The organism is Streptomyces mayteni, assembly GCF_054783955.1.
The window spans coordinates 13,052-38,193 of the sequence record NZ_BAAGPR010000077.1 but is presented as its reverse complement, the minus strand read 5'-3'; the positions used below and the strand labels follow the sequence as shown (position 1 = coordinate 38,193).

Here is a 25,142-nt window from a genome sequence, read left to right as displayed (position 1 = left end):
CTGGCGGCCGGGCCGGGTGCGCGCCGCGCGGGTTTCCGCGCTTCGCGCGGCGGCGCTTCGCGCGGACGCGGCCGCTGGCGCGGCCGCCAGGCCCCGCCTTCGGCGGGCGGCGCTGCCGCTGGGTCCGCCGGGGTGGTCCGGTCGCGCGGTGCGGGGAAGGGCTCGTCGGGGCGCCTCCCAGACTCCGTCCGGGGGGACCCCATGGCTGGGTCAGCGGACGGTGGGGGCGAGTTCCGTGGGGGACTCGTCGGTGGTGGTGAAGGCCGGCATCGTGTCCGTTCGGATCGCTTCCCAGAGGGGGGTCGCCGAGTTCTCGTCCAGGAGGACGACGGACTGGCCGTCGATCATCGTCGGGGCGGTGACGGGGGCGTTCATGTAGTGGACGTCGGAGCCGCGGAGGGAGCGGAGGTCCCAGGCCAGGGAGCGGAGGTCGCCGTTGCTGAGTCGGTCGTCGACGCTGATGACGTCGCCGACCGTGTCGAGCAGGCCGCTCAGACGGCCGGGGTCGGTGAGGGTGCCGGCGCTCAGGGTCTCGTTCAGCAGGGAGCGGAGGAAGTTCTGCTGGCGCCTGGTGCGGTCGAGGTCGCCCTCGGGGAGGGACTTGCGTTCGCGGACGTAGTCGAGCGCGGCGCGGCCGTCGAGGTGTTCGCCGTCGATCGTGACGCCGCCGACCGCGTCGGTCAGGGCGCGGAAGCCCGACCAGTCGATCACCGCGAGGTGGTCGATCCGGACGTCGGTGAGGTTCTGGATGGTCTCGATCATCAGCGGCGGGCCGCCCCACGAGTAGGCCGCGTTGAGCTTGGCCTCGCCGTGTCCTGGGATCTCGACCCAGGTGTCGCGCGGCAGCGAGACCAGCCAGGCGCTGCGGCGGTCGGCGGCGATCTGGAGCAGCATCATGGTGTCGCTGCGGGCCTCGCCTGGCTGCCACGGCCGGTCGCTGTCGGGGGCCTCGGCGTTGTCCACGCCGACCAGCAGGTAGACGAGCGCGTCGCCCTCGGCGCGCGGTGGCTGGGAGACCTCGGGGAGGGTCGGCAGCGCGTCCGGGATGCGGTCGATGGAGCTGAGGGCCTGGTCGGTGCGCCAGTAGGCCCAGGCGGCGGCGGTGCAGCCGAGGAGCAGGAGGGCGGTCAGGGCGGCGAGGGATATGCGGAGCCAGCGCCGGCGTCTTCGTCTTCGGGGCGGTGTCGGCTCGTCCGCCGAGCCGGTATGGTCGGTCTTCTCGGCTGTCGCCGCGTCGTCGCTTCCACTTTCCCCGCCTCTATTCATACGGTCATTGTGCGGCCAGGTGATCGTTTTGACCGCAGCCCGTGGGGTAGGTACGCTCTGACCTTGTGCCTGGGGTTTCTCCTGCGCGCTTTCAGCGGCCGGACGGGAGACCCGGGATCTGCATCCGCGTCGAGCGGGAATCCTGCAGTCTTCGACACGCCCGACCGCGTGGGTCGGCGGGTGTCCAGGTTAGCTTCATAGTGATCGGCACAGAGAAACCGGAGAAACGGTGCCAACGATCCAGCAGCTGGTCCGCAAGGGCCGGCAGGACAAGGTCGAGAAGAACAAGACGCCCGCGCTCGAGGGTTCGCCCCAGCGCCGTGGCGTCTGCACGCGTGTGTTCACGACCACCCCGAAGAAGCCGAACTCGGCGCTGCGCAAGGTCGCCCGTGTGCGACTGAGCAACGGCATCGAGGTCACGGCCTACATTCCGGGTGAGAACCACAACCTTCAGGAGCACTCCATCGTGCTGGTGCGCGGTGGCCGTGTGAAGGACCTGCCGGGTGTTCGCTACAAGATCATCCGCGGTTCCCTGGACACCCAGGGCGTCAAGAACCGCAAGCAGGCCCGCAGCCGCTACGGCGCCAAGAAGGAGAAGTAGAGATGCCTCGTAAGGGCCCTGCGCCGAAGCGTCCGGTTCACGTCGACCCGGTCTACGGCTCTCCTCTGGTGACGTCGCTGATCAACAAGGTGCTGCTGAACGGCAAGCGCTCCACCGCCGAGCGCATCGTGTACGGCGCCATGGAGGGGCTGCGCGAGAAGACGGGCAACGACCCGGTCATCTCGCTCAAGCGTGCCCTGGAGAACGTGAAGCCGACCATCGAGGTCAAGTCCCGCCGCGTCGGCGGTGCCACGTACCAGGTGCCGGTCGAGGTCAAGCCCGGCCGCTCCTCCACCCTCGCGCTCCGCTGGCTCGTGGGCTACTCCCGGGCCCGTCGTGAGAAGACGATGACCGAGCGGCTGATGAACGAGCTGCTCGACGCGTCCAACGGTCTTGGCGCCTCCGTCAAGAAGCGTGAGGACACCCACAAGATGGCCGAGTCCAACAAGGCCTTCGCGCACTACCGCTGGTAGTCGCAACCCCCATCGAGACCGAGAGAACTGAAGCCAGATGGCTACCACTTCACTTGACCTGGCCAAGGTCCGCAACATCGGGATCATGGCCCACATCGACGCGGGCAAGACGACGACCACCGAGCGGATCCTGTACTACACCGGTCTGAGCTACAAGATCGGTGAGGTTCACGACGGCGCCGCCACCACCGACTGGATGGAGCAGGAGCGGGAGCGTGGCATCACGATCACGTCCGCCGCTGTCACCTGTCACTGGTCGCTGAACGACGTCCAGAACACCATCAACATCATCGACACCCCGGGCCACGTCGACTTCACCATCGAGGTGGAGCGTTCCCTCCGGGTGCTCGACGGTGCCGTGACGGTGTTCGACGGCGTCGCGGGTGTCGAGCCGCAGTCCGAGACGGTCTGGCGTCAGGCGAACCGTTACGGTGTGCCGCGCATCTGCTTCGTGAACAAGCTCGACCGCACGGGTGCCGACTTCTTCCGCTGCGTCGACATGATCGTCGAGCGGCTGAACGCTCAGCCCCTCGTCATGCAGCTGCCGATCGGGGCCGAGGCCGGCTTCAAGGGCGTGGTGGACCTCGTCCAGATGAAGGCCCTGGTGTGGTCCGAGGACACCAAGCTCGGTGAGATGTACGACACCGTCGACATCCCCGAGGACCTCCAGGCGCAGGCCGAGGAGTGGCGCGCCAAGCTGGTCGAGGGCGTCGCGGAGAACGACGAGGAGCTCATGGAGCTGTACCTCGAGGGCGTCGAGCCCACCGAGGAGCAGCTCTACGCGGCGATCCGTCGCGTGACCCTCGCCTCCACCGGCACCGACACCGGCACCGTCACCCCGGTGTTCTGCGGTACCGCGTTCAAGAACAAGGGCGTGCAGCCGCTGCTCGACGCCGTGGTGCGGTACCTGCCGTCGCCGCTGGACGTCGAGGCCATCGAGGGTCAGGCCGTGCGGAACCCCGACGAGGTCATCAAGCGGAAGCCCTCCGAGGACGAGCCGCTGGCCGCGCTGGCCTTCAAGATCGCGAGCGACCCGCACCTGGGCAAGCTCACCTTCATCCGGATCTACTCCGGCGTGCTCACCACGGGCGCGCAGGTGCAGAACTCCGTGAAGGAGAAGAAGGAGCGGATCGGCAAGATCTACCGGATGCACGCCAACAAGCGTGAGGAGATCGACCGCGTCGGCGCCGGCGACATCGTGGCCGTCATGGGTCTGAAGCAGACCACGACGGGCGAGACGCTGTGCGACCCGGCGAACCCGGTCATCCTGGAGTCCATGGACTTCCCGGCTCCGGTCATCGAGGTCGCCATCGAGCCCAAGTCGAAGGGCGCTCAGGAGAAGCTCGGCATCGCGATCCAGCGTCTCGCCGAGGAGGACCCGTCCTTCCAGGTCAAGTCCGACCAGGAGACCGGGCAGACCATCATCTCCGGCATGGGCGAGCTCCACCTCGACATCCTGGTCGACCGCATGAAGCGGGAGTTCGGGGTCGAGGCCAACGTCGGCAAGCCGCAGGTCGCCTACCGGGAGACCGTGCGCCGGGCCGTCGAGCGGGTCGACTACACCCACAAGAAGCAGACCGGTGGTTCCGGTCAGTTCGCGAAGGTGCAGATCGCCCTGGAGCCGCTGGAGGAAGGCGGCTACCTGTTCGAGAACAAGGTCACCGGTGGCCGCATCCCCAAGGAGTACATCCCCTCGGTGGACGCCGGCTGCCAGGAGGCGATGGACTTCGGTGTCCTCGCCGGCTACCCGCTCACGGGTGTCAAGGTGACCCTGCTCGACGGCGCGTTCCACGACGTCGACTCCTCGGAGATGGCGTTCAAGATCGCGGGCTCCATGGCGTTCAAGGAAGCCGCGCGGCAGGCCAAGCCGGTGATCCTCGAGCCGCTGATGGCGGTCGAGGTCAACACGCCCGAGGACTACATGGGCGACGTCATCGGCGACATCAACTCCCGCCGTGGCCAGATCCAGGCCATGGAGGACCGGTTCGGGGACAAGGTCGTCAAGGCCCTGGTCCCGCTGTCGGAGATGTTCGGCTATGTCGGCGACCTGCGCTCCAAGACCTCGGGGCGCGCGAGCTACAGCATGGAGTTCAGCACCTACGGTGAGGTTCCGCGGAACGTCGCCGAGGAGATCATCGCGAAGGCCAAGGGCGAATAACCCTTAGGCTGGCGATACGGGGCGTCGGGGGCGTTTGCCGCCCCCGGTGCCCAGCCCTTAAGCGAAGCGGTCAAGGGCGTCCCCCTCGGGGTCCTGACCGGTTCGGTCGACCATTCTGAAAACCCTCCGCAAGTCGCGGGGGGCGTACAGCACCAGTCCACAGGAGGACCCCAGTGGCGAAGGCGAAGTTCGAGCGGACTAAGCCGCACGTCAACATTGGCACCATCGGTCACATCGACCACGGCAAGACGACCCTTACCGCGGCGATTACCAAGGTGCTGCACGACGCGTACCCGGACGTGAACGAGAGCTTCGCGTTCGAGAACATTGACAAGGCTCCGGAGGAGCGTCAGCGCGGTATCACGATCTCCATCGCGCACGTCGAGTACCAGACGGAGCAGCGTCACTACGCTCACGTTGACTGCCCGGGCCACGCGGACTACATCAAGAACATGATCACCGGTGCCGCCCAGATGGACGGCGCGATCCTGGTGGTCGCCGCCACCGACGGCCCCATGCCGCAGACCAAGGAGCACGTGCTCCTGGCCCGCCAGGTGGGTGTGCCGTACATCGTTGTCGCCCTGAACAAGGCCGACATGGTGGACGACGAGGAGATCATGGAGCTCGTCGAGCTCGAGGTCCGTGAGCTGCTGACCGAGTACGAGTTCCCGGGCGACGACGTCCCGGTCGTCAAGGTCTCCGCGCTCAAGGCCCTGGAGGGCGACCCGGAGTGGTCCAAGACCGTTCTGGAGCTCATGCAGGCCGTCGACGACGCGATCCCGCAGCCGGAGCGTGACATCGACAAGCCGTTCCTGATGCCGATCGAGGACGTCTTCACGATCACCGGTCGTGGCACCGTCGTCACCGGTCGTATCGAGCGTGGTGTCCTCAAGGTCAACGAGACCGTCGACATCATCGGCATCCACACGGAGAAGACCACCACCACCGTCACGGGCATCGAGATGTTCCGTAAGCTCCTCGACGAGGGGCGCGCCGGTGAGAACGTGGGTCTGCTGCTCCGCGGTGTGAAGCGCGAGGACGTCGAGCGCGGCCAGGTCATCATCAAGCCCGGTTCGGTCACCCCGCACACCGAGTTCGAGGCGACCGCGTACATCCTGTCCAAGGACGAGGGTGGCCGTCACACGCCGTTCTTCAACAACTACCGCCCGCAGTTCTACTTCCGTACCACGGACGTGACCGGCGTCGTGCACCTCCCCGAGGGCACCGAGATGGTCATGCCGGGCGACAACACCGACATGCGCGTGGAGCTGATCCAGCCCATCGCCATGGAGGAGGGCCTGAAGTTCGCCATCCGTGAGGGTGGTCGGACCGTGGGCGCCGGCCAGGTCACCAAGATCCTCAAGTGAGCTGACCGACAGGTTCGTACCGACAGGGGCCTTGCCTCCGCATCCGGCGGAGGCAAGGCCCCTGACGTCTGTTCGGACGCTGATGCCGGTCGTCCGCCACTCGGCGCGGAATTCGACCGTTCGGCGAGTGGCGTCGCCCGGTGGCTGCCAGGGGTGTGTGACGCTCCTTACATTTCGCGGGAACAGTTCGCAGCGCAGCCCACCTTGGAGCCGGAGATGACGACGACGCATTCCGTGCCGGAAGCCAGCGATCCGCCGCCAGGCGGTGATCTGGAGGCCCGCTCTGCCGTCCTGTACGACGATCCGCGCTTCCGGGAACTCCGCGCCAGGCTGGTCCGCTTCGTGCTTCCGGCCAGCATCGGCTTCCTCGCCTGGTACGTGCTCTACGTGCTGATGTCGGCGTACGCGCGGGGCGTGATGTCCACCAAGGTGGTGGGCAGCGTCAACATCGCGCTGGTCTTCGGGCTGCTGCAGTTCATCACCACGTTCGGCATCGCGATCCTCTACTCCCGTTACGCGAACCGTCGTTTCGACCCGCTCGCCGACGAGCTGCGCGAGGAACTGGAGTCGGGGCCCGGCGTGCCGGGCGCCAGGAAGGGGGAGGGCGCGTGAACACCCTGGGCGCGGCGTCGGAGGGCGCCACCTCGCAGGAGCGGCTGATCACCATGATCCTGTTCGTGGTGCTGATCGCGGTGACGATCGGCATCACCATCAGGGCCAGCCGCCGGACCAAGTCCGCCACCGACTTCCACTCCGGCGGGCGCGGCTTCACCGGCATCCAGAACGGGTTCGCGATCGGCGGCGACTACATGTCGGCCGCCTCCTTCCTCGGCATCGCCGGCATGATCGCCCTCTTCGGCTACGACGGCTTCCTCTACTCCATCGGCTTCCTGGTCGCCTGGCTGGTCGCGCTGCTGCTCGTCGCCGAACTGCTGCGCAACTCCGGCCGGTTCACCATGGCGGACGTCGTCTCCTACCGGATGCGGCAACGGCCTGTACGAACGGCCGCCTCGGTCTCCACGCTGACCGTCTCGATCTTCTACCTGCTGGCCCAGATGGTCGGCGCCGGCGCGCTGGTCGCGCTGCTGCTCGGCATCGAGGAGGGCGAGACCTACCTCGGGATGAGCGCCGACACGGCCAAGATCGTCGGCATCGTGGTGGTCGGCATCCTGATGGTCGTCTACGTGTCGTTCGGCGGCATGACCGGCACCACCTGGGTGCAGATCGTCAAGGCCGTGATGCTGATGGGCGGCGCGCTGCTCGTCACGGCGCTGGTGCTGGCCATCTACGACTTCGACTTCGGCGCGCTGATGAACGACGCGTCGGCGGACGGCGGCGCCGGGCAGGCGTTCCTCGAACCGGGGCAGCGGTACGGCGTCGAAGTCGCCGGCGACGCCTGGCAGACCATGGTCAACAAGCTGGACCTGATCAGCCTCGGCCTGGCGCTGGTGCTCGGCACGGCCGGCCTGCCGCACATCCTGATCCGCTTCTACACCGTGCCGGACTCCAAGACCGCGCGGACGTCCGTCAACTGGGCCATCGGCATCATCGGCACCTTCTACCTGCTGACCCTGGTGCTGGGCTTCGGGGCGGCGGCGCTGGTCGGCAACGAGGCCATCAGGGCGCAGAACTCGGCGGGCAACACGGCCGCGCCACAGCTGGCGCAGGCCGTCGGCGACCACTTCGGTGGCGAGTTCTGGGGCGCGGTGATGCTGGCCTTCATCGCGGCGGTGGCCTTCGCGACGATCCTCTCGACGGTGGCCGGCCTGACGATCGCGTCGTCCTCCTCGCTGGCGCACGACTTCTACAACAGCGTGCTGCGGCGCGGGAGAGCGAGCGAGAAGGAGGAGGTGCGGGTCGCCAGGTTCGCGGCGATCGGCGTCGGCGCGGTGGCCATCGTGCTGGCGATCTTCGCACAGAACCTCAACGTCGCCTTCCTGGTGGCGCTGGCCTTCGCCATCGCGGCCTCGGCGAACCTGCCGGTGATCCTGTTCTCGCTGTTCTGGAAGCGGTTCAACACGACCGGCGCGGTCGCCGGCATCTACGGCGGCCTGATCAGCTCGGTGGGCCTGGTGTTCTTCTCACCGGTCGTCTCCGGCAAGGGCGTGGACGCGGCCGGCAACAACCTGTCGCTCTTCCCGGAGAGCGTCGACTTCCACTGGTTCCCGCTGGAGAACCCGGGCCTGGTGTCCATCCCGGTCGGCCTGCTGTGCGCGGTGATCGGCACGCTGCTCTCCAAGGAGAGCGAGCCCGACAAGTTCGCCAAGCTCCAGGTCCGCGCCCTCACGGGCGCCGGCGCCGAACGCGCCACCACGCACTGAGGCGGCTGCCCCAACCGCCTCAGCCGCCGGGCACCCCCACCCGGCACCTCTGCCCGGGGCTCTGAGCTCCCCTCTCAGAGCCCCGGGCCACTTACGTGGCCCATATTCCCCGGGCGGCATGGCCTGGCGGCCATGACCGCCGAGCGGCCGCTCCGCACGCCCCCGGGCCCTGCGGGCCCGCGCCCCGCCCCTTCCTGCCGGCCTAGCGGCCGGCACCGGCACGCCTGCCGGCCGGGGCCCTGCCGGCCGGGGTCCTGTGGGCCGGCTGGCAACTACGGTCGTTGGCGCGGCCCTTGGGGTCCACTGGTGCGGGTGCCGGGCCCCTGCGGGCCCGTGGCCCGGCTCTTGGTGTCGGCCTAGCGGCCGGTGCCGGGGTCCTGTGGGCCGGCTGGCGACCACGGTCGTTGGCGCGGCCCTTGGGGCCCAACTGGTGCCGGTGCCGGGGTCCTGCGGGCCCGTGGCCCCCGGCTGGGGCTGTGTGCCGGCTGGCCCGGCCTGCGGCGGGCATGGCGCATGGGTCCGCGGTCCGGGCCGTGTCGTCCGGCAGGTAGGCCGCGGGCGGGCCGGTGCCGGTGCGCCTGCCGGTCCGGCCTGCGGCGGGCATAGCGCATGGCCCCGGGGCCGGGGCCGTGTCCCGCGCGCTCGGTGTCTCCGGATGCCGGGACCGGCCCGTGGTGAGACGGTGGAGGGGCCAGTCGAACCCAGCGGAGCGTGGAGCCATGGCCAGGATCGCGATCTTCGGAGCGAACGGCGGAATCGGGCAGCGGGTGGTGGGCGAGGCCCTGGAGCGGGGGCACACCGTCACCGCGGTGGTGCGGGATCCGGGGAAGGTGTCCAGGGAACACGAGAACCTGACCGTGACGGCCGGTGACGTGCTGGACCCGGCGGACGTCAGTTCCGTGGCCCGGGGCCAGGAGGTGCTGGTCAGCGCCGTCGGCGGCGGGGACGCCGCCGGGCACCGGGCGTTGATCGAGCCGTCCGCCGAGTCCCTGGTCGCCGGGCTGCACGCGCTGGGCGCCGACGCGCCGCGGCTGATCATGGTCGGCGGCGCCGGCTCGCTGCGCACGGGCGACGGGGCCCAGCTCTGGGACGCCCCCGGGCTGCCCGAGCCGGCGTTGGAGATCATGCACGCGCACGGCGACGCCCTCGACTACCTGCGGGCCACCGAGAAGGACGTCCACTGGACCAGCCTCTGCCCCGCCGCCACCATCGAGCCAGGGGAGCGCACCGGGCACTACCGCACCGGCCTCGAGGAGGTCGTGATGGACGACGCGGGCGACAGCCGGATCTCCATGGAGGACTACGCGGTGGCCCTCGTCGACGAGATCGAGGACCCCCACCACGTCGACGAGCGGTTCACCGTCGGCTACTGACCGGCCGCGGCGCCGGTCAGCGGCGGACCGCGGGGCCGACGATCCAGTTCTGCCGGAACAGCAGCGAGTGGACGTACCGCGGGTTGGTGAAGTTGGCGTAGTCGGCCAGCACCTTCGCCTGCTCGGCGCTCGCCTCCGCGGCGTCCACGGCCGCCACGTCGTCGAACCACAGGTGGTAGGCGGCGTCGAACGGCGGCTCGCTGACGGCGTACCAGGAGTCCCTGGTGTAGGACTGGTCGTAACGCCGCACCCCGGGCAGGCCGGTGACCAGCGGCGCGTGCAACTCGCGGCTGTAGCGGCGGAACTCCTCCACCGTCATGCCCTCCCGCCGCTTGACCAGCGTGATCAGCTTGACGCCCGGCTGCGGCCGGTCGTCCGGCTCGCCTGGCAGCACGGTCGCGGTCTCCGTGTCGAGCACCAGGGAGCGCCAGAACGCGGCCCACCGCGGCTCGTCGAGCCGCGCTCCCTCCAGGAACTCGGGGGTCTGGAGCGAGGCGAGCTGCTCCTCGTCGTTCTCCAGCCAGATCTCGGCCACCCCGCTCCACAGCGGCTCGGTGGTCTCGCCCCGGCGTGGGATCCGGGTGTCCACCGAGTAGCGCCTGATCTGCGGGATCCTGCTGGCATAGCGGACCGCGTGCTCCTCGGTCCAGTACTGGTGGAACGCCTCCTCGCTCATTCCCGGCCGGGGAAAGGCGAAGATGAGCTGGTGGATCATGCTGTCTCCTCCATCGGCTTGCTGCTGCTCTTCCGGCTGGTCGGATTCGTCCTGATCTCTTCAAACGTGATAGCGGGCCTTCACGTCCTCGGCGAATCCGAGATAGTCGCGCAACGGCCAGACGGCCTCGAATTCCAGGTATTCGCGCATCGGTAGCCGGCCGAGTGCCGTGCGGTCGAGTTCCTCGGCGTCGGGGGAGTCGATGATGGCGATGACGCGCTTCTGCGCGGCCACCTTCCAGATTCCCACGCAGAATCCGGAGTCCAGCGTCTCCTGGGCGTGCTCCGCCTCCTCGGCCTCGACGTCCCACAGTTCGTCGAGCGAGATGCGGCCCTCGTGGTTCCACCTCATCTGGACGTAGAAAAGCATCGTGGTGACCCCTTCAGGTCGGCGTGCGGTCAGTTGGTGTGCGGGGTGGCCAGGTGCCGGGACAGCGGGTGCTCGGTGCCGAAGCCGTCCACCGCCACGTCGTGGGCGGTGCGGCCGTCGTGGCCGGTGAGGTCGGTGCGGGCACCGGCGCTGAGCAGCACCCGGGCGCAGTCCTCGTAGCCGTGCCAGAGGGCGTCGTGCAGCGCCGTGTAGCCGTTGGTGGCGCCCTGGTAGTCCAGGTCGACGCCGGGGCTGGCCACCAGCAGCCTGGTGATCTCGGCGTGGCCGTTGTAGACGGCCTTGTGCAGCGGCGAGGCGCCGAACGTCGGCTCGGTGGCGTTGACGTCGGCCCCGGCGGCGAGCAGGGTCGAGACGATCTGGACGTGGCCGTCGCGGGCGGCGACCAGCAGCGGGGTGTGCTGGTCGTTGAAGCCGTTGACCACCGGGTAGCGGGCCTCCAGGTCGGCGCCCGAGGCGATCAGCGAGCGCACCCGGGCCACGTCGCCCGCGGTCACGGCGGCCATCAGCCGCTGCGCCTCGGCGGCCTCGGCGTCCGCGCCGCGCCGGCGGTCGAGCAGCCGCTCCGCCTCCAACAGCCGTTCCTTGCCCCGGGTGTTGACGTTCAGCTCGTACTCGAAGTGCTCCTGGAGGGAGAAGCCGTAGTGGGTGTGGAGGCCGAGCCCCGCGCCCTGGTCGAGCAGGTAGGCCGTGACGTCCGGCCACTTGTACCAGAGGGCGTCCATCAGCGGGGTGTGGCCCGTGGTGGGCGCCACGGCGTCCACGAAGGCGCCGGCCTCGACGAGCAGCCGCACGGTGCCGAGGTCGCCGCGCTGGACCGCCTTGTGCAGCGCGGTGGTCCCGCCCCTGCGGTCGGTCCCGTGCACGTCGCCGCCCGCGTCGAGGAGCAGCCGCACGACGGCGGCGTCGCCGCGGCCGGCGGCCGTCTGGAAGACGGTGAGCCCGGTCGCCGGGTCGCGGTGGTCGGGGTCGGCGCCCTCCCGCAACAGGGCCGTGACGGCGCCGGCGTCGCCGGTCTCGACCGCCGCGAGGAGCCGGTCGTCGACGTCGGAGCGGAACATGGCGACCTCGCCAGAGGCGTCGAAGAACGCCTTCCAGTGCCGCACAAGACCGTCGTCCCCCAGGGTCAGCACCATGGAGAACTCGAACTCGACCTCGAAGCCGGTGGTGCGGTGCCGTATCCGCTGGAAGTTGATGACGAAGGCCCGGTTGTCCTCGACCACCATGTCGCGCTGCTCGAAGGCGGTGACGTCGGTTCGCTCGCCGCGGAGCCGGAACGCCTCGATCACCCCTTCGCGGCCGAGCCAGCGGCCGGTGTTGGGAATGGCGTTGTTGAAGTCCGTCCTCGGCAGGTCGAAAACGATCTGGGGAGAGAGCGCGGCGATGATTCCGTCGACGTTCCCCGAGGCGACGTCGGCGAACAGCCTGGTGACAATTTCTCGGGTGCGTGCCGCATCGAGCACGAGTTTCTCCATTCCTTCGGAGTGCGGAGCGGAAATCCGTTTGTGGCTACGAGTGAACCCTTTTTCGGCGACGGCTGAGAAGGAGCCGCCCGCATTCCGGGGGGATTAGCCGAACTGCACGTAGTGCGCCGCCGGCCGGCATGGGCGAGGCCCACCGCCGACCGGGGGCGGAGGGCCTCGCGTGGGAAGGGCTCCGGCGTCAGGAGGTCTTCGGGATGCCGACGAAGGCGTCGTCGGCCACCCCCCGACGCACGGTGGTCCTGCGGTCCACGATGTCGCGCCAGTCGGCGCCGTACATGTCCCGCAGGGTGATCGGGTCGCGCAACAGGTCGTGCGGGTAGCCGAGTTCGGTGCGGCTGGCGGACTCCAGGCGGGCCAGCTGCTCCTCGGACAGCCGGACGTCGACCGCGCCGAGGGTGTCGACCAACTGCCGCTCCCTGGTGGCGCCGAGCAACGGGATCACCGTGCCGGGGCGGCTCAGCAGCCAGGCCAGGGCGACCTGGGCCGGGGTCCGGCCGCCCTCGGCGGCGATCCGCACCACCTCACGGACCAGGTCGTCGCTGCCCGCCGAGCTGTGGTCGCGCGGCTGGACGGTGAGCCGCCCGGTGCCGCCCTCCAGGTACTTGCCGGTCAGCCGGCCCTCGGCCAGTGCCCCCCAGCAGAACACCGGCAGGTCGAACACCCGGGCCATCGGCAGCAGTTCGCGTTCCGGCGCGCGTTCGAGCAGGTTGTAGCGGATCTGCATGCCGACGAACGGGCTCCAGCCGCGCAGCTCGGCCAACGTGTTGGCCTGCGCCACCTCCCAGGCCGGCCAGTTGGACACGCCGACATACCGCACCTTCCCCGCGCGCACCTGGTCGTCGAGCGCGCGCATCAGCTCGGGGACGGGGGTGAGCGTGTCGTGGGCGTGCACCCAGAGCAGGTCGAGGTAGTCGGTGCGCAGCCGACGCAGGCTGGCCTCGATCGAGGAGACCAGGTTCTTCCGGGAGTTGCCCGCGGAGTTCACGTCGTCGAGGTGGGTCTGGAGGGTGAACTTGGTGGACACCACGAACCGGTCGCGCCGGCCCTGGAGCAGTTCGCCGAGGATGGACTCGGCGGTGCCGTCCGTGTAGTGGTCGGCGGTGTCGATCATGTTGCCGCCGGCCTCGGCGTAGCGGTCGAAGATGCGGGCGCTGGTCTCCCTGGGGGCGCCCCAGCCCCAGTTCTCACCGAAGGTGACTGTTCCCAGGGCCAGTTCCGAGACCCGGAGTCCGGTCCTGCCGAGCACGGTGTAGCGCATGATTCTCCCGGAGGGTGTGGTGGTGGGCGGAGCGGGTCCGGTGGCTCAACGGGCGACGACCGGGCTGTACTGCTCGTACAGCTCGACGAGTTCGCCGGCGGGGCCCTTGACGAAGGCGACCCGCACGTTCACCTCCGGGCTGCCGTTGAGGACCAGCGACGTCGGCGCGCCGGCCCAGCTGGCGTGTCCCGCGGGCTCGCCGCCGGCCCGCAGGCAGGACTGGTACGCCTCGTCGACGCTGGGCACGATCAGGGCGATGTGGGCCAGCGGCCCCTCCGCCGAGTCGACGCCAGGACGGCCGCCGGGGAACAGCTCGATGTAGGAGTTGCCCTGGAGCTCCAGGTAGATCCCGCGCCCCTGGTAGACGGTCTCGCCCTCGGGGGACACGGTTCTGGTGAACTCGTAGCGGCGGGAGAAGCCGAGCCCCTCGCGGTAGAAGCGCAGCGACTTCTCGATGTCGGGGCACATGACGGCGACGTGCATCAGCGTGGTGGCGCCCGGCGGGCGGGTGTAGGTGGCGGGCATGGCGGTGCCTTCCGTCTCGGTGTGTCGGGTGGTCGGGCGGGTCAGACCAGCGCGGGCCGCGGGTTCCGCAGCCAGGCCGCGAGCCGCTCGGGCAGCCCGGCCGCCTCGTCGGCGGGCGCGGTGAGGCCCACGTGTCCGTCCGGCCTGACGAGCACGGCGTGCGGCAGGTCGGCCACGGTGGCGACGGCGAGCGGCGTCCGGCTCGCGGCGGCCGCCGCCCGTACCGCCGGGGAGTCGGCGCCCGGCGGCAGCAGCAGGGACCAGCCGATGCCGTCGGCCATGCCGGGGCGCGGCGGCATCCGCTCGCCGACGGCGGGGCTCGGCGCGCCGGGGGCCGCGCCCGGGTAGCGGGCGGAGATCTGGGCCAGCCGGTTGGCGAGCCAGCTCTGGAACTCCGGGATCCGGCCGGCCGCGGCCAGCACCTCGTTGCGCAGGAAGACGCTGTGCGGGTCGCTGGCGGTGGAGATGTCGTGGAGCTGGGAGGTGAAGGCGAGCACGCCCTCGGCGACGGGGCGGCGCTCCGCCGTGTAGGTGTCGAGCAGTTCGGGCGACGCGGTGCCGTCCAGGACCGCGCCCAGCTTCCAGGCGAGGTTGAAGACGTCCTGGATGCCGGTGTTCATGCCCTGGGCGCCGACCGGGCTGTGCACGTGGGCCGCGTCGCCGACCAGGAAGATCGGCCCCCTGGAGAAGGTGTCGGCCAGCCGGTGGCGGACCCGCCAGGTCGAGGCCATCTCCAGCCGGTGCACCTTGGCGCCGGCCGCGGTGGGCCCCCTGGTGTCCAGCAGGTGCTGGATCTCGTCGAGCGTGGGCGGGCCCGCGTCGTCGTCGACGAGCGCCACGATCCGGTAGAGGTCACCCGGCAGATGGGAGACGGCGAGCAGACCGGCGGGGGAGAAGAAGAAGGTGATCTCGCCCTCGGGGCCCGACCACTCCATGGAGAACTCGATCAGCGCGAAGTTGTGCGGCCGGTCGTGGCCCACGAAGTCGATGCCGCCGCGCGTCCGCACCGTGCTGTGCAGCCCGTCGCAGCCGACCACGTAGCGGGCCCTGACGGCCCGGACCTCGCCCGACTCGTCGTCGCTCACCAGGGCGTTCATCCCGGGGTGCAGCTCCCCGAGGTCCAGCAGGGTGTGCCGGCGGTACACCCGGCCCCCCAGCTCCTCGAGGCGCTCCTGGAGCACCTGTTCCGTGGTCTCCTGCGGGACGGCGAGCACGAAGGGGTAGGGGGTGTCCAGCTCGTCGAACGGCGTGGAGACGATGCGGCGTTCGCCGTCGCGGGCCACGAAGGCCCGGCCGGGGCGGCCCCTGGCGACGAGCGGGTCGGCCGCTCCGACGGTGGCGAGGGACTCCAGGGTGCGGGCGTGGGCGGCGGCAGCCCGGGAGTGGGCGGCCGGTCCCGCGGCGCGGTCGATGAGCACGTGGTCGACGCCCAGCGTGCGTAACGCGGCGGCGAGGGCCAGGCCGGTGGGTCCGGCCCCGACGATCAACACGTCGGTGGAGCTGGGCAGCGGGGGCCGGTCGTGGTCGGGGGACATGCGACTCTCCTGGGGTAGGGGGCCTGGGCCGGTGCTCACCGGTCGCGGTCGGCGGGGCCGGCCCCCGCCACGTCGAGGACGATCTTGGTCAGGCCGCGGCCGCCCTCCATCAGCGCGTGCGCGAGCCCGGCCCGCTCCAGCGGGAGCACCACCGAGACCTCCGGGTAGAGCCGGCCGGCGTCGACCAGGCGGGAGAGCTCCGCGAGCCGCGCCCCGTCGGGGTGCACGACGTGCCGGATCACGCGCACGCCGACCACGGCGGCGGCCTCCTCGAGCGGGCCGGCGCCGGCCGCGGCACCGGGTACGGGGACGATGACCCCGCCGGGGCGGACGGTGGCCAGCAGCGCGTCGTCGCCCACCGGGTCCACCACCACGTCGACGTCGCGGACGACGTCGGCGACCCGGGTGGTGGTGTGGTCGAGCAGGACGTCGGCCCCGAGGGAGCGCAGCAGCCGGTGGTTGGTCGCGCGGGCCACCGCGGTGACGTGGCAGCCACGCGCCTTGGCGAGCTGCACGGCGAGGTGGCCGACCCCGCCCGCAGCCCCGTTGACCAGCACCCGCCGGCCGTCGGCGTCCGCCGCGTCGAGCACCTGGGCCGCGGTGAGACCGGCAAGCGGCAGCGCGGCCGCGGCGTGGTGCGGCAGGCCCGCCGGCTTGGCGGCCAGTTGGTCGGCCGGCGCGCTGACGAACTCGGCGTACGCGGCGGCGAGTGCGGGGAACCGCGGCATGCCGTAGACCTCGTCGCCCGGCGCGAAGTCGGTCACCTCGGCCCCGACCGCCTCGACGACGCCCGAGACGTCCCAGCCCCAGACGTAGGGGCCCGCGTCGAACCAGGCGGCCGCCCGCCCGCTGCGGCACTCCCAGTCGGCGGGGTTGGTCCCCGCGGCCAGCACCCGAACCAGCACCTCCCGCGGGCCGTACGGGGGAACGGCGATCTCCGCCGGTTCCAGGACCTCGGGACCGCCGTAACTCCTGGCGATGACGGCACGCATTCTCAGGACTCCTCGGAAAAGCTGTCGTAGTTCTCGACGAAGCCGGCCGGATTGAAGTACTCGGTGAAGTGGCGAATTCGCCCCTCGGCGTCGAACTCGAAGATGCCGACGGACTCGTTGACGTAGACGCCGCCGCCCACGAGTTCGCAGCGGGGGCGCCAGCGGGCGAACACGACATCCGGGTCGGCGAGCGGCTGGAACTCGATCAGCAGATACCTGAGCCGGGTGAATCCGTCGGCGATGTTCCGATAGAGCGTGTGGATGTCCCGTTGGCCGCTGAGCGACGTGGGGAGTTCACCGGTGGCATAGGGCACCGCCTGCGTGCAGTCGTGCGCCCACAGCTCGATCCAGGAGTCGATGTCGCCCTGTTCGAGCAGTCGGAAGTAGGTGCGGAGCGCGTCGATGTTGCGCGCGCGGCGGGTGTCGGCCGATTCCTGGCCGACCCCGGCTGAGCCGATGGTGTGCGTCACTGCCGTCCGTCCTCTCGTCGCAGGTCAGGAGGGTTCTGCGGGGGCGGTGAGCGGGTTCGGGTCGAAGTACTCGACGAGGCGCTCGATCTTCCCCTCGGCGTCGAACTCGAAGACCCCGACGTTCTGGTTGCGGTAGCGGGCGCCGGTGGTCAGCTCACCGCCCGGGTACCAGCGCGCCAGCACCAGGTCCGGGTCCTCCATGGGGAGCAGGACGGTGTTCGGGAAATCGAGGCTGACATAACCGGCGGCCTGTTCCCGGTAGAAGTCGAGAACGTCGGAGCGCCCGGTGACGAGTCGCGGTATCGAGGCGGGCGCATAGGGCGCCTCAATGACGCAGCGCTCTGCCCACAGCGCGATCCACGCGTCTATGTCGAGGTCGGCGAGAAGGCGGAAGTAGGTTTCGAGCGTCGCCACGTTGCGTCGGCGTGTCCGCTCATCCGATAGCTGCCGTGGGTCCTGGCCCATGGGATTGCTCCATTCTCCGGAATACCTCCATTGAAGGGGCTGGGCACGAGTCGCCACAATGCTCCGGGAGAACGGCACCACGCATTATCGGGAGTTGACGGAGTAGCGGCCGGGCCGCCGCGCGACGGCCGGGGGGTGGACACGACGACGCCCACCCCCCGGGGGTGGGGGTGGGCGGTCGAAGGGCCGCGGCCGGGCCACGGGTGTCGGGGGAATGGGCACCGCGTGGCCGGCTCGCGTCCGCGCGGGAGGCGGCGGTGGCTCAGGCCACCGCGGCCTCCCGCCGCTCCTGGGCGCGCGCCGCGCCGCCGCGTGCGATCAGCAGGGCGAGGCCGGCGCCGACCACGCAGACGAGGCCGGCCACCAGTACGGCGGCGTGCAGGCCGCCGAGGGTGGCGTCCAGCGCGGAGTGGGTGGACTCCAGCGCGTTGGTGCGCGCCGTCGCCACCGCGGCCAGGGCGGCGGTGCCGATCGCGCCGACGAACTGCGGCATCTGGGCCAGGCCGCCGGCGACGCCCTGCTCCTCGTCGCGCAGGCCCGAGATCATCGCGTTGATGAAGGCGACGACCGCGAAGACGTGGCCGAAGCCCATGGCCCCCGAGGTGACCAGCAGCAGGGGCAGGTTGTCCGAGGTGGCGAGCAGCACCATCGCGCCGGTGCCGACGGCCTGGATCAGCAGACCGGCCACCAGGGTCCCGGTGCCGCCCCAGGAGGAGATGACCCGTGACACGATCAGGCCGGCGACCAGCGCCGCCAGGCCCTCGGCGAGGAAGCCGAAGCCGGTGGCGAGGGCCGAGTAGTCGAGCACGTCCTGCATGTAGATGCTGAGGAGCACCGTGGTGCCGCCGCACATGCCGAAGGTGATCAGACCGATCAGGCCGCCCCACTTGATGGAGGGGCGGTTGAGCAGCCACAGCGGGACGAGCGGCGCCGGGTGCCGGGCCTCGACGAGGAGGAAGGCGGCGATCAGCACCACCGCGAGCGCCAGCGCGGTCATGGACTGCCCGCTGGCCCAGCCGGCGTCGGCGCCCGTGCTGACCCAGTAGACGAGGGCGAAGAGTCCGCCGCTCACCAGGACGGCGCCCGGGATGTCGAGCCTGGTGGCGGTGCGCTCCCGGTCCCTGGGCACCACGATCACTCCGCTCACCAGCACCGCGGCGCCGATGATGACCATGATCAGCATGGTCCAACGCCAGTTGAACGCGCTGGTGATCACGCCGCCGCCGATGGTGCCCACCACGAAGCCGAGGGACAGCAGCGCGCCGTTGACGCCCAGCGCCCTGGTGCGCTGCGGGCCCTCGGGGAACGAGGAGGTGAGCAGCGCCAACGCGGTCGGGCTGATCATGGCTCCGGCGACGCCCTGCCCGATGCGCGCGCCGACCAGCATGCCGGGGGAGTTGGCCAGTCCGGCCACCAGCGAGAAGGCCACGAGCAGCAGGAGACCGAGCAGGAACAGGTTGCGGCGTCCCGCGATGTCGGAGAGCCGGCCGAAGAGCAACAGCAGGCTGGCCGTGGGGAGCAGACAGGCGGTCGCCACCCACTGGAGGTCGCCCGTGGTGGCGAAGCCCAGGGAGGTGCCGATCTCCGGCAGCGCGACGGCCACGATGGAGAAGTCGAGGCCCACGACGAAGGTGGCGCTGCACAGGGTCACCAGGATCAACCAGCCGCGGGCGGTGAACGGTGCGTCCGTACCGGCCCGTTCGGCAGATGTATCGGTCGTCACGTCGACGCCTTTCGGGGAGATTGGGTGATCCACAAGCATGCGGCTGCCACGTTCCCCGGCCCAGCCCTCTGCGGAGCGTAGGCTGGCGGAGCCTACCCCTGAGAGGGTCAGGATGCCGGCTGTCCGGCCCGGGCAGAATGACCCAATGCCGCAGCGATCTCTTCAGCTCGGGGAGTTTCTCCGGTCCCGCCGGGCGCAGGTGAGCCCGGAGGAGGCCGGACTGGTGAACTATGGTGGCCGGCGCAGAGTCCCCGGGCTTCGCCGGGAGGAGTTGGCCCAGCTCGCCGGGGTCAGCGTCGCCTACTACACCCGGCTGGAACAGGGGCAGAGCCAGCAGGCCTCCGGGCCGGTGCTCGAGGCGCTGGCCCGCGCGCTCCGGCTCAGCGACGACGAGCGGGCCCACCTGCACAGCCTGGCCCGCTGGGAGCCGCCGTCCCGCCGGCGGGTGCGACCCGAACGGCTGCGCCCCGGTGTCCGGTTGATGGTCGACTCGCTGGGCGGCGTCCCGGCGCTGGTCTACGGTCGGCGCACGGACGTGCTCGTCTGGAACCGCATGGGACACGCGCTGCTCGGCGGTCATCTCGCCTTCTCGGGCCCCGACGAGGCGGGGAAGCGCCCCAACCTGGCGCGCATGATCTTCCTCGACACGCATCTGCGGGAGCTGTACGGGGACTGGAAGTCCAAGGCCAGGGACGCCGTCGCGGACCTCCGGGTGACCGCGAGCCGCTACCCGGACGACCCCCAGCTCACCGAGCTGATCGGCGAACTGACGGTGAAGAGCCCGGAGTTCGCCTCTCTGTGGAACGCCCACCCGGTGCGCGCCTGCGCCCACCACCAGCGCGCCTACCGGCACCCGCTGGTGGGGCGGATGGTGCTGGGGGACGAGACGATGCGGTTGCCCGACGACGAGGGGCAACGGCTCGCGATCTTCACCGCGGAGCCGGGCTCTCCCTCGGAGGCGGCCCTTCGGCTGCTCGCCGACCTGGTGGCGGAGGAGCACCGTCCGCAGCGGGCCACGGAAGTCTCCGGCTGAGCCCTTCCCGGTCCTGGCGCGGCGGGTTCGCGCCGAAAAGTTTTCGGGCCCGGAGCGGGTCTTCCCCTTTGTTCTCTGCGGTCGTTCTCGGCAGTAAAGCGAGTAAAGAGAGTAAAGCGAAGAGCGTGCTCCGACAAGACTGGAGATGGTCGCTGCGGCGCGGTGTCCGCGCCGCAGCGACCATCTCCATTGCTGTCGGCCCCCCGGCTCCGGCCTAACCCAGCTCCGGCTCGATCAGCTGTCTGTACACCCAGGCGGTCGAGACCATGGTGATATGGTGATGCCAGCCCCGGAAAGAGCGTCCCTCAAAATCCTGGAGGCCGTATTTCGTCTCGAGAAGCCGGACGGCGTGCGTGCCCCGGTCCGCGAGGCTCGCTATGTACAGCACATCGTCCAGTCGGTGCTGCGTGAGATTGGTGATCCACAGTTTCTCGCCCGCATGCCCCCGTCGTGCCCTGCGGCCCACGAGCCTGACCACCAGTTCCTGACCCCCGGTCTTTCCTCTCGGAATCCCGAGGGGAATCAGTGTGGAGGTCAGTTGGTTGTCGGTCGGGAATTCCATCTGGTGTTGGAAAGGGCGGAGTCGGCCGACCCCCAGGGGGGCGTCGCCGCGCATCGTCACCCTGGCTGAGCGGCCGGTCCATTCGTGCGCGAGACCGCGAAAGGACTCGCTCACGCGCAGCACGTAGTCCAGACCGCGGGCGTCGAGCGCGTGGGCCAGTTCCCTGGCGGCCTCCGGGTCGGGCAGGTGCGCGACCACCGGCGCCGGGGACAGCTGCCAGCGCCTGATGCTCTCGTCCACCATGGACAGGATTTCCCGCCACTCGGGGCGGCCCCGTGCGCTGCCCGGCAGGTACACCTTGGCCCGCGCGTGCTCGTCGTGCGCCCATTTCCCCTTGAGCAGCAGGCGCCAGTTGATGGGGGCGATCGTGGTGGCGTTGGTCGCGAAGAGACCGATCCCGAGCTGGCAGTTGATCACCCGCCCCTCTTTGGGGACGAACTGACGTACGACTCCGACCGAATGGTCTCCCCGTTTCGGCATGACGGCCGGACTGACCACCCAGGCCTGTGTTTCCATCTGAGTGTCCAAGAGGCGCGCCAATTGGCTTCGGATGGGCGTCCAGTCCCATGGGCTCTGGTTGATGAATTGCTGAAGAGATTGACCCACCGGCATAGAGAGGATATGCTCGGCCATCTTGCGGACGGATTTCCTGCCGTCGATGAAGAGTAAACCCCGTAAATAGACTTCCGCCCACCTCCGCTGATCGACCCGCGGCATGGACCCGAACATTCTGAAGGCGAAATCCGACAACGGATCACTGACGACACGACTTCCCACAGTACGAAGCATGGAACTGGAAGACATGGTTCCCCCTGGTCTCCTGCTTGGTCGTTCTTCTCACCCTAGCTTGTGTCCTGGGCACTTGCCAGATGCCATTCCTCTGTTTGTGCTTGCTGGAGCAACCGATGAGCCTCGGGGGCGGAGTTACAGGAATCGGGGCAGTCCTCGCGTCTGGAATTTATCTGCCCTTGACATCGGGTGCTCCGGTATTCGGCCCCTCTCGCCGGGAATCGCGGCCGCCGCACGGCGCGGCGGCGATTCCCGGCGGGTTCCGGCGGGTTCACGGCTCCCTGTGTCCCGGCCGGCTAGCCGACCCCTCCCGTGCGTGCCTCGACCAGCGTCACCGTGTCCGCCACGCCGCCCCGCGTGAGCATCTCCCGCACCTGGGGGGCGGCCCCCTCCATCAGCAGGCGCGCGTGCTCGGGCAGTCGCTGGCGGGCGAATGCGAAACAGCGCACGCCGCCGGCCGCTATACCGGTCAACTCCTCCGCCTCGATGGTCAGTCGGTCGATGTGGCGGGCCAGTGCCTGGTCCAGCAGGGACCGCAGCACGGGCACGTCGATCTCTCTGAGCTCCCCCGCCAGATGGAGCGTGGCGGCGGAACCCGAGAAGCCCAGATAGGCCTCGAAGGTCATGTGTCCTTCCCTCTGTTCGTCGGGATTGGTGGGCTATGGCGTGCGGGGGCGCAGCCGGGCCCTGACGGTCATCCGGCCATCGGTCCTCGGCAGCCTGACCGTCATCGCGTGCGGGTCGAAGTCGTCCCACCGCGCGCCGTCGATCCGCACCTCGTCGAGCCGCACGCGACCGGGTGGCAGGGCGTCGGGGGCGACGCGCAGCAGGCCGTCCTGGTAGGCCGCGTCGCCGCGGGGCCTGAACCACAGGTCGAGCGGCTCGTGATGGACCAGGAGCCGCGCGTACACCTCGGCGAGGTAGCAGAGTTCGGCCTTGTGGTACATCGCCATGGCGTGGCTGCCCTTGAGCCGCTCGTCGCCCATCAGGTAGGGCACCCCCTGGGCGAGCACCGTGAAGTAGACCCCGCCCTCGTCGTGGTCGAGGAAGAAGGCGTTGTAGAAGGCCATGGCCTCGCGGGCGTGCGTCAGGTAGTCGGCGGCCTGGTCGCCGCTCCGGTTCCCCGCCAGCACCAGGTAGGCGAGCACCGCCTGCTCCTGCTGCCACCAGGCCTTGCGGTCGTGCCACACGAAGTCGTGGCGCCGGTCCCGGCCGGCGGTGCGCCGCACCAGGTCGTACCAGCCGCCGCGCCGCGGGTCGCGGCCGAGGTCCGGCATGCTGCCGGCGATGCGGTCGGCGAGGTCGCGGTACTCGGGCTTGGGGAGCAGCGCGTGCATCCGGGTCAGGTTCCAGGCGATCTTGAGGTTGTGCCCGATCACCGCCCGGTTCCGCTGCCAGCCCCACTCGAGGTCGGGCGTCCAGTCGGCGTGGAAGCGTTCGTAGACGAAGGGGCTGCCGTCCTCGGCGCGGTCCGGCAGGTGGACCGCGATCATGTCGAAGACGTGCTCCAGCATCCTGAGGTACCGCTCCTCGCCGGTGGCCAGGTAGAGGTTGAACAGGTAGGCGGGGGCGTGGTCGCCGACCGAGTTCCAGTTCTTGCGGGAGCGGTTGTGCCCGAGGCCCTCGTCGTGCGGGCTCAGGCTCACCGGGTGGACGTGGGAGTACCAGCCGCCGAGGGCCGGATCGGCGAAGTGCCGCTCGAACAGCCGGACGGTGCCCTCCAGATCGGCCCGGATCGCGGGGTCCCCGGTGAGCCGGTAGGTCTGGCTCAGCCCCACCAGGGCGTAGATCTGCTCGTACGCCGGGATCGCGCGGTAGTCGTCGCCGAACTCCGAGCCGAAGAGCTTGCGTTCCGTGCCGCCGCGGTTCTCCGTGCCGTGGTACCAGTAGACGAGGTCGTCCTCGGTGAAGCGCAGGTGGTCGTGGAGGTAGCGGGCGCCGCCCTCGGCCACGTCGAGGAAGTCGTCGTGGCCGGTCAGCGTGTAGGCGCTCGCCATGCCGTACACCATCCGGGAGATGGTGTCGGTCTCCTGGCCGCGGGCGCCGCTCTTGTGGCCGGTGGACCCGATCACCGTGCGGTAGTCGGCGAAGTCGACCGGTCCCTCGCCGAACTGGGCCCGCCGGTAGAAGGTGGCCAGCTCGCGGAGCTGCTCGGCCCACCAGCCCGAGGTCTCCATGCCGCGCTGGGCCTCCGCGTCGCCGACGAGGACGAGCCGGTCGGCCTGGTGGCGCAGCCCGTCGTCGTCCGGGTAGACCGGCCCGTAGCTGAACACCAGCGTGCCGGGGCGCAGCAACTCCCTGACGCGCCCCGTCTCGTCCCGGTAGGGCTGCCCCAGGTTGCGCAGCCACTGCGCCGAGGTGGTCTCGGTGAGCCGCACGGCGACCGGCCGGCCGCCGAAGGTGCGCAGCGTGAGGACGTCGCCCCGCAGCTGGAGGACGTAGCCGCCCACCAGGTCGGAGAAGGTGAAGTCGATCTCAGCCGGCACCGCTCACCGCCTGGGCCCCGGGTTCGCGCCGTTCCTCGGTCGGCCGCGGGTCGAGCCGGTCGATGACGGCCCTGGCCAGCAGCTGGCAGTGGTCGACGGTGCGGCCGGTGATGAGGTCCCCGTCGACGACGACGTCCGCGTTGACGTAGGTGGCGCCCATGTTGCGCACGTCGCCGACCAGGTTGTTGTGACAGGTCACCGGTCGGCCGTCGACGAGCTCCGGCGTCGCGGTCACCAGCAGCAGGCCGTGGCAGGAGAACGCCTTGACCAGGTGGGGGAGTCGGAAGGCGCGGCGCAGCAGGTCCACGGCGGGCGCGGGCCGCTCGACGTCCTCGCTGTAGCGCAGCCGGTCGGCGACCATGCCGGAGGGCACCACCAGCGCCGAGAGGCGGTTGAGCGCGTCGTAGTCGAGCGCCTCGAGGTCGCCGGCGACCGTCATGGGCGCGCGGTACTCGTGGCCGGTGAAGGTGAGCGACTCCTGGCCCCAGAGGCGGGTCACCAGGGAGACCTCGGCGCCCTCCTCGGTGAAGCGCTTCTGGTAGTAGGTGATCTCGGGCTCGACGTAGTCGCTCTCCATCAGGATCGCGACGGAGTGCCCCGCGAGGCGGGGCGGGGTACTCGAAGGCGGTTGGTCCATCACACTTCCCCTCGTGCTTGGCACGTTCAGGTCTGGGACAGGGACGCCGGGGTCGCGGCGGGGGAGCCGACCAGCGGCTCCACGTCGCAGGTGCGGATCCGGGGTCCGCCGCGCTGGAGCACGGTGGACAGGGTCAGCCGCAGGGCGTGCGGCCGGCCGCCGCGGTCGGCGGGCCCCGGGCGCCCGCGGCGGTGCGAGCTGAGGGTGAGGTCGGCCCGGCACTCCGCGTGGAGGGGGGAGGTGAGCCGGATCTCGGGGGGTGAGGTGAGCCGGCAGCGCAGCCGGTGGCGGCGGGTCAGGCCGCGGTACCAGTCGCCGACCTCGCCCGGGCCGCGGAGGACGCGTCCCGGCAGGCTCAGCACGAGCCCGTGGCTGGCCAGGCAGGAGACCATCGCCTCGACGTCGTGGCGGCCGGCGGCCGTCACCATGCGGGTGACCAGCCGGTGGACCGCCTCCTGGGTGAGCACCCCGACGGGGCGGGCGGAGTGGATCATCTCGTTCCTTCCAGGGCCGCCCCGCTCG

At 70.4% G+C, this 25,142-nt stretch carries 24 protein-coding genes; 8 read left to right on the top strand and 16 right to left on the bottom strand.

From position 1 onward, the window contains the following. Nucleotides 1–210 precede the first annotated feature (210 nt). Entirely contained in the window at nt 211–1,266 is a 1,056-nt protein-coding gene (locus ACYVPE_RS27780) for an LCP family protein (protein ID WP_461036469.1), read from the bottom strand. A 229-nt stretch (nt 1,267–1,495) separates the two neighbouring features. Here ACYVPE_RS27780 and rpsL point away from each other — a divergent pair, with 229 nt between their 5' ends. From rpsL to ACYVPE_RS27745, 7 genes are all read left to right on the top strand, one after another. After that, nucleotides 1,496–1,867 (top strand): 30S ribosomal protein S12, encoded by a 372-nt coding sequence (gene rpsL, locus ACYVPE_RS27775; RefSeq protein ID WP_049572471.1) that lies wholly within the window; start codon nt 1,496–1,498, stop codon nt 1,865–1,867. A gap of 2 nt (nt 1,868–1,869) precedes the next feature. Continuing rightward, nucleotides 1,870–2,340, top strand: coding sequence for a 30S ribosomal protein S7 (gene rpsG / locus ACYVPE_RS27770; RefSeq protein ID WP_132816012.1), 471 nt, complete (start codon nt 1,870–1,872; stop codon nt 2,338–2,340). 37 nt (nt 2,341–2,377) lie between these two features. Further along, nucleotides 2,378–4,498 (top strand): elongation factor G, encoded by a 2,121-nt coding sequence (fusA, locus tag ACYVPE_RS27765; protein WP_461036468.1) that lies wholly within the window; start codon nt 2,378–2,380, stop codon nt 4,496–4,498. 173 nt (nt 4,499–4,671) lie between these two features. Next, nucleotides 4,672–5,865, top strand: a complete 1,194-nt coding sequence (gene tuf, locus ACYVPE_RS27760; protein ID WP_461036467.1) for an elongation factor Tu — start codon at nt 4,672–4,674, stop codon at nt 5,863–5,865. A gap of 216 nt (nt 5,866–6,081) precedes the next feature. Continuing rightward, nucleotides 6,082–6,477, top strand: coding sequence for a DUF485 domain-containing protein (locus ACYVPE_RS27755; RefSeq protein ID WP_461036466.1), 396 nt, complete (start codon nt 6,082–6,084; stop codon nt 6,475–6,477). A 53-nt stretch (nt 6,478–6,530) separates the two neighbouring features. Further along, nucleotides 6,531–8,186 (top strand): solute symporter family protein, encoded by a 1,656-nt coding sequence (locus tag ACYVPE_RS27750; protein WP_461036471.1) that lies wholly within the window; start codon nt 6,531–6,533, stop codon nt 8,184–8,186. A gap of 719 nt (nt 8,187–8,905) precedes the next feature. Continuing rightward, nucleotides 8,906–9,559 carry an NAD(P)-dependent oxidoreductase gene (locus ACYVPE_RS27745; protein ID WP_461036465.1) on the top strand — a complete coding sequence of 218 codons (654 nt, stop codon included), beginning with the start codon at nt 8,906–8,908 and terminating at the stop codon, nt 9,557–9,559. A gap of 16 nt (nt 9,560–9,575) precedes the next feature. On the opposite strand, the gene ACYVPE_RS27740 is transcribed toward ACYVPE_RS27745, so the two are convergent. The 10 genes from ACYVPE_RS27740 to ACYVPE_RS27695 all read right to left on the bottom strand — a co-directional run bounded on the left by ACYVPE_RS27740 (nt 9,576) and on the right by ACYVPE_RS27695 (nt 19,113). Then, nucleotides 9,576–10,274, bottom strand: a complete 699-nt coding sequence (locus ACYVPE_RS27740; protein WP_461036464.1) for an EthD domain-containing protein — start codon at nt 10,272–10,274, stop codon at nt 9,576–9,578. Between the two features lie 60 nt (nt 10,275–10,334). Next, a complete protein-coding gene (locus ACYVPE_RS27735; protein WP_461036463.1) occupies nt 10,335–10,643 on the bottom strand; it encodes a muconolactone Delta-isomerase family protein in 309 nt (102 codons plus the stop codon). A gap of 29 nt (nt 10,644–10,672) precedes the next feature. Further along, complete coding sequence (locus ACYVPE_RS27730) at nt 10,673–12,124, bottom strand: ankyrin repeat domain-containing protein (protein WP_461036462.1); 1,452 nt, start codon at nt 12,122–12,124, stop codon at nt 10,673–10,675. A 199-nt stretch (nt 12,125–12,323) separates the two neighbouring features. Beyond that, nucleotides 12,324–13,403 (bottom strand): aldo/keto reductase, encoded by a 1,080-nt coding sequence (locus ACYVPE_RS27725; RefSeq protein ID WP_461036461.1) that lies wholly within the window; start codon nt 13,401–13,403, stop codon nt 12,324–12,326. A 45-nt stretch (nt 13,404–13,448) separates the two neighbouring features. Then, complete coding sequence (locus tag ACYVPE_RS27720) at nt 13,449–13,928, bottom strand: VOC family protein (protein ID WP_461036460.1); 480 nt, start codon at nt 13,926–13,928, stop codon at nt 13,449–13,451. A 41-nt stretch (nt 13,929–13,969) separates the two neighbouring features. Continuing rightward, nucleotides 13,970–15,463 carry an FAD-dependent monooxygenase gene (locus ACYVPE_RS27715; protein ID WP_461036459.1) on the bottom strand — a complete coding sequence of 498 codons (1,494 nt, stop codon included), beginning with the start codon at nt 15,461–15,463 and terminating at the stop codon, nt 13,970–13,972. 35 nt (nt 15,464–15,498) lie between these two features. Beyond that, nucleotides 15,499–16,455: an NADP-dependent oxidoreductase gene (locus ACYVPE_RS27710; protein WP_461036458.1), complete on the bottom strand. Its 957-nt coding sequence runs from the start codon at nt 16,453–16,455 to the stop codon at nt 15,499–15,501. A gap of 2 nt (nt 16,456–16,457) precedes the next feature. After that, nucleotides 16,458–16,925, bottom strand: coding sequence for a nuclear transport factor 2 family protein (locus ACYVPE_RS27705; protein ID WP_461036457.1), 468 nt, complete (start codon nt 16,923–16,925; stop codon nt 16,458–16,460). A gap of 24 nt (nt 16,926–16,949) precedes the next feature. Further along, nucleotides 16,950–17,339: a nuclear transport factor 2 family protein gene (locus ACYVPE_RS27700; protein WP_461036456.1), complete on the bottom strand. Its 390-nt coding sequence runs from the start codon at nt 17,337–17,339 to the stop codon at nt 16,950–16,952. Nucleotides 17,340–17,652: 313 nt separating this feature from the next. Then, a complete protein-coding gene (locus ACYVPE_RS27695) occupies nt 17,653–19,113 on the bottom strand; it encodes an MFS transporter (protein ID WP_461036455.1) in 1,461 nt (486 codons plus the stop codon). A 145-nt stretch (nt 19,114–19,258) separates the two neighbouring features. Between ACYVPE_RS27695 and ACYVPE_RS27690 the strand changes: the two genes are divergently transcribed. Further along, on the top strand, nt 19,259–20,146 hold the full coding sequence (locus ACYVPE_RS27690; protein WP_461036454.1) for a helix-turn-helix transcriptional regulator: 888 nt from the start codon (nt 19,259–19,261) through the stop codon (nt 20,144–20,146). Nucleotides 20,147–20,360: 214 nt separating this feature from the next. Here the strand turns inward: ACYVPE_RS27690 and ACYVPE_RS27685 are convergent, their stop codons facing one another. The 5 genes from ACYVPE_RS27685 to ACYVPE_RS27665 form a co-directional block, all read right to left on the bottom strand. After that, entirely contained in the window at nt 20,361–21,497 is a 1,137-nt protein-coding gene (locus ACYVPE_RS27685; RefSeq protein WP_461036470.1) for an IS701 family transposase, read from the bottom strand. Nucleotides 21,498–21,793: 296 nt separating this feature from the next. Next, nucleotides 21,794–22,123: an STAS domain-containing protein gene (locus ACYVPE_RS27680; protein WP_461036453.1), complete on the bottom strand. Its 330-nt coding sequence runs from the start codon at nt 22,121–22,123 to the stop codon at nt 21,794–21,796. A gap of 33 nt (nt 22,124–22,156) precedes the next feature. Further along, nucleotides 22,157–23,983, bottom strand: a complete 1,827-nt coding sequence (locus ACYVPE_RS27675; RefSeq protein WP_461036452.1) for an AGE family epimerase/isomerase — start codon at nt 23,981–23,983, stop codon at nt 22,157–22,159. Beyond that, nucleotides 23,973–24,620, bottom strand: a complete 648-nt coding sequence (locus ACYVPE_RS27670; RefSeq protein ID WP_461036451.1) for a DJ-1/PfpI family protein — start codon at nt 24,618–24,620, stop codon at nt 23,973–23,975. Before ACYVPE_RS27670 ends, ACYVPE_RS27675 begins: the two co-directional genes overlap by 11 nt. Before the next feature lie 26 nt (nt 24,621–24,646). Next, entirely contained in the window at nt 24,647–25,114 is a 468-nt protein-coding gene (locus tag ACYVPE_RS27665; protein ID WP_461036450.1) for a nuclear transport factor 2 family protein, read from the bottom strand. Nucleotides 25,115–25,142 lie beyond the last annotated feature (28 nt).